The 4,188-nt window shown below is 67.7% G+C and carries 4 protein-coding genes and 1 pseudogene; 4 read left to right on the forward strand and 1 reads right to left on the reverse strand.

The window, feature by feature from the left end; all coding sequences use genetic code 11:
• Positions 1-132, reverse strand: a pseudogene (locus DBV10_RS23245) (IclR family transcriptional regulator); the annotation flags it as partial.
• Positions 133-308: 176 nt separating this feature from the next.
• Between DBV10_RS23245 and DBV10_RS22215 the strand changes: the two are divergent.
• From DBV10_RS22215 to DBV10_RS22230, 4 genes are all read left to right on the forward strand, one after another.
• Positions 309-1,226: a tripartite tricarboxylate transporter substrate binding protein gene (locus DBV10_RS22215; RefSeq protein ID WP_370451210.1), complete on the forward strand. Its 918-nt coding sequence runs from the start codon at positions 309-311 to the stop codon at positions 1,224-1,226.
• A gap of 191 nt (positions 1,227-1,417) precedes the next feature.
• The gene (locus DBV10_RS22220) at positions 1,418-2,104 is read left to right on the forward strand and encodes an RraA family protein (protein ID WP_124515716.1); all 687 of its coding nucleotides are present in this window, start codon (positions 1,418-1,420) and stop codon (positions 2,102-2,104) included.
• A complete protein-coding gene (locus tag DBV10_RS22225) occupies positions 2,101-3,033 on the forward strand; it encodes an NAD(P)-dependent oxidoreductase (protein ID WP_124515717.1) in 933 nt (310 codons plus the stop codon). Before DBV10_RS22220 ends, DBV10_RS22225 begins: the two co-directional genes overlap by 4 nt.
• Positions 3,034-3,120: 87 nt before the next feature.
• Complete coding sequence (locus tag DBV10_RS22230) at positions 3,121-4,140, forward strand: tripartite tricarboxylate transporter substrate binding protein (RefSeq protein WP_124515718.1); 1,020 nt, start codon at positions 3,121-3,123, stop codon at positions 4,138-4,140.
• Positions 4,141-4,188 lie beyond the last annotated feature (48 nt).

The following is a 4,188-nucleotide window of genomic DNA, read 5'->3' on the forward strand; positions in this document are numbered from 1 at the left end:
GGCCTCCAGCACCTGCAAGGCGCGCGTGACGGCGATGACACCGCCGCTGGCCTCTGCCTCCGGCGTGGGGGCGGACGGCACCGGGGCGCGGGGTGGAGCGGAGCGGGGGGGCGTGTCGGGGTTGTTGCTCATGGCGCAATTCGTTTCATTGTGTGCAACTGCATTGTATGGGTTGAAACGTCTGCGTACAGTCGCACCCACGGCGCCGGGCCTGGGCAGGTTCTGCAGACCGGCGTGACGAACCACCATAACGGAGACAAATCCATGCCTGCTTTTCCATCGCTTTCGCGTGCTGTTGGCGCGCACTTGTGTGCCACGCTGCTGGGCCTTGCCGATCNNAACCCATCCGCCTGATCGTGCCGTTCCCGCCCGGCGTCGGCACCGACATGATCGCGCGTACCGTGGCGCAAAAGCTCACCGACCAGAACAAATGGAACGTGATCGTGGACAACCGGCCTGGCGCGGGCGGCAACCTGGACGTGGATGCGGCGGCCAAGTCGCCGGCCGACGGCTACACCCTGGTCATGGGCCAGACCAGCAACCTGGCCATCAACCCCACGCTGTACCCCAAGCTGCCCTATGACCCCCTCAAGGACCTGGTGCCCGTGGCGCTGGTGTCGTCCTCGCCCATCGTGATGGCCGCACCGGCCAACTCGCGCTTCAAGACCTTTGCGGACGTGGTGGCCGCCTCCAAGGGCAAGCCCGATGCGCTCACCCTGGGCTACTCAGGCAACGGCACCGTGGCCCACCTGGCGGGCGAGCTGGCCGAGAACGCGGCCGGCATCCAGTTGCGCCATATTCCCTACAAGGGCGCGGCCCAGGCCATGACGGACCTGGTGGGCGGGCAGATCGACCTGTACATGTCGTCCGTGCCCACGCTGCTGGGCCAGGTGCGCAACGGCAAGCTCAAGGTGCTGGCCATCACCTCGGCTAAGCGCTCGTCGCAGCTGCCCGATGTGCCCACGCTGGCCGAGTCCGGCTACAAGGGCTTCGAGGCCGTGACCTGGTTCGGCATCCTGGCGCCTGCTGGCACGCCCGCACCCATCGTCGCGCAGCTCAACAAGGCCATCAACGCGGCCCTGCAGCAGCCCGATGTGGCCGACAAGCTGCGCTCCGAAGGCGGCGACGTGCTGGGTGGATCGGCAGAACAGTTCGGCCAGCTGCTGCGCACCGAAGTGCCGCGCTGGGGCAAGATCGTCAAGGACTCGGGCGCCAGCCTGGACTGACGCGGTCACCCTGGGGCGGGTGGCTGCGCACACGCCCCAGTCCCCGCACCACTACCCCGTTTTCTCTGCACCGCGCCTGCCGCCCATCCTGAGGCCGGCCGCGCTGCGGCATGGGCGCTTGGCAGGCGTTACCCGCCCTGCGGTACAGGCCCCGCGTTTTGTTTCTCTGCATTCTTCACAAGGATTCCACCATGAGCCAACTCCCCGACATCGTCCGTGACATCGAGCGCGTGAGTGCCGACGTCGTGCGCCAGGCCTTCACCTACCAAGCCGCCATCCTGGCTGACGTGGCGGGCCGCCGCGGCACCCTGCACGGCCGCGTGGCCCCCGTGCACCAGAGCATGAAGGTGGCAGGCCCTGCCTTCACCGTGGAAGTGCGCCCTGGCGACAACCTCATGATCCACGCCGCCATCGCCTTGGCCCAGCCGGGCGATGTGCTGGTGATCGACGGCAAGGGCGACCAGACGGCGGCCCTGATGGGCACGCTGATGCTCAGCGCCTGCAAGAAGCGTGGCCTGGCCGGTGTGATCGTGGACGCGGCCATCCGCGACAAGCTGGAAATTCTGGAGCTGGACTTCCCCGTGTTCAGCGCGGGCTTCAACCCCGCAGGGCCGACCAAGTACGTGCCCGGCCGCATCAACCATCCCATCAGCGCCGGTGGCGCGGTGGTGAACCCGGGTGACCTGGTGGTGGGCGATGCCGATGGCGTGGTTGTCATCGAGCGCGAAAAAGCCCCCGCCATGCTGGCCCTGGCCGACAAGAAGGTGGCCGACGAAGCCGCCCGCATCGAAGCCATTGCTCGCGGCGACACGGCATCCAAATGGCTGCCTGCCGCCTTGCGCGCTGCCGGTGTGTTGAAGGAAGGGGAATCGCTGTGAGCGCGCCCGCCATCATCGTCACGGGCGCCGACCTGGCGCAGCAGGCGCTGGACTTGCTCACAGGCTACGAGATCGTCTACGCCGGCAAGACGCCGACGGAAGACGACATGGTGGCCCTGTGCCAGCGCCACAACCCCGTGGCCATCATCGTGCGCTACGGCAAGGTGGGCGCTGCGGTGATGGACGCGGCCCCCGCGCTCAAGGTCATCTCCAAGCACGGCAGTGGCACCGACACCATCGACAAGGTGGCCGCCAAAGCCCGTGGCATCGAGGTGGTGGCCGCCGTGGGCGCCAACGCCGCCGCCGTGGCCGAGCAGGCGCTGGCCTTGCTGCTGGCCTGCGCCAAATCGGTGGTGGCATTGGATGCGCGCATGCACGCCGGCCACTGGGACAAGGCCACGCACAAGAGCCTGGAGCTGGGCGGCCGCACCGTGGGCCTGGTGGGCCTGGGCGCCATTGGCCTGCGCTTTGCCAAGATGGCCGACGCCCTGGGCATGCGCGTGATCGGCTTCGATCCGTTTGCGAAGAACCTGCCGGACTATGTGCAAAGCGTCGGCCTGGACACCATTTGGCGCGAGGCCGATGCGATCTCGCTGCATTGCCCGCTGACCGAAGAGAACCGGGGCATGCTGAACGCCGCCACGCTGGCGCAATGCAAGCGCGGCGTGATCGTGGTGAACACGGCGCGTGGTGGCCTGATCGACGAAGCCGCGCTGCTGGCCGCCGTGCGCTCGGGCCAGGTGATGGCGGCGGGGCTCGATAGCTTTGCGGTGGAGCCCATGGCGGCGGGCCACCCCTTCCAGGGCGAGAAACACTTCATCCTCAGCCCCCACATCGGTGGCGTGACGAGCGATGCCTACGTGAACATGGGCGTGGGCGCCGCCCAGAACCTGCTGGCCGTGCTGGCCCGCAGCGCTGTGGCGGCCTGAGCGCAGTTCCATCCACCAAAACAAAGGGCCCTGGGCCGCGCGCGCACCGGCGTTGCGCTGCACCAGCAGCCCCTGGAGACAAACACCATGCCACAGCGTTTTAAGGAAAATAGGCCGCTAGCGCGCTTGGATAAAGCGCTGGCAGCTATTGTTTTGGTAGTGACAGCCACAGCTGCCGTTCTGGGTGTGGTGCCTGCGCACGCCCAGGGCGCCTGGCCAGACAAGCCCCTCAAGCTGGTGGTGCCGTACCCGGCCGGTGGCAATGCCGACAACACCGCGCGCCTGCTGGCCACGCAACTGGGCCAACGCCTGGGCCAGCAGGTGGTGGTGGACAACCGCCCTGGCGGTAGCGGCACGATTGGTGCCACGGCCGTGGCCAAGGCACCGGCCGATGGATGCGCGCTGCTGCTCGATGCCACGGCCTTCACCGTCAACCCCAGCCTATTCCCCAAGCTGCCGTTTGATGCGACCAAAGACTTTGCGCCCATCTCGCTGGTGCTGCAGGTGCCACTGCTCATGGTGGTGCCCGCCAACTCGCCCTTCCAGTCGGTGGCCGATGTGGCCAAGGCCGCCAAGGCGCGGCCGGGCCACCTCACCTACGCATCGGCGGGCAACGGCGGCGCGCAGCACCTGGCGGGCGAGCTGTTCAAGCAGGGGCAGAAAGTGGCCATCACCCACATCCCGTACCGGGGTGGGGCACCTGCGCTCACCGACCTGATCGGCGGGCAGGTGGACGTGATGTTCAGCGCCACCACCGCCAGCGGGCCGTTCGTCAAAAGCGGCAAGCTGCGTGCGCTGGCCATCACATCGCCCCGCCGTGCCGAGGGCTGGGAGGCCGTGCCCACCGTGGCCGAGTCCGGCGTGCCGGGCTTTCAGGTCAGCGAGTGGAATGGCTTGTTTGCCCCCGCAGGCACGCCGCGCCCCGTGCTGGAGCGGCTGGAGGCCGAAACCCGCGCCATCGTGGCCAGCCCCGAGATGAAGAAGCGCTTTGCCGAACTGGGCGTGCAGGGCGTGGGCTCCAGCGCGCAGGAGTTCAGCGCCTTTTTGAAAGCCGAAACCACGAAGTGGGCCGAGGTGATTCGCACCGCCGGCATCCGCATTGATTGAAGGAGTCTTCGCCATGTTGAAGAAAAATACGCCTGATTAGCGACTTAC

It is taken from the genome of Acidovorax sp. FJL06, from assembly GCF_003852545.1.
Taxonomy (GTDB): domain Bacteria; phylum Pseudomonadota; class Gammaproteobacteria; order Burkholderiales; family Burkholderiaceae_C; genus Acidovorax.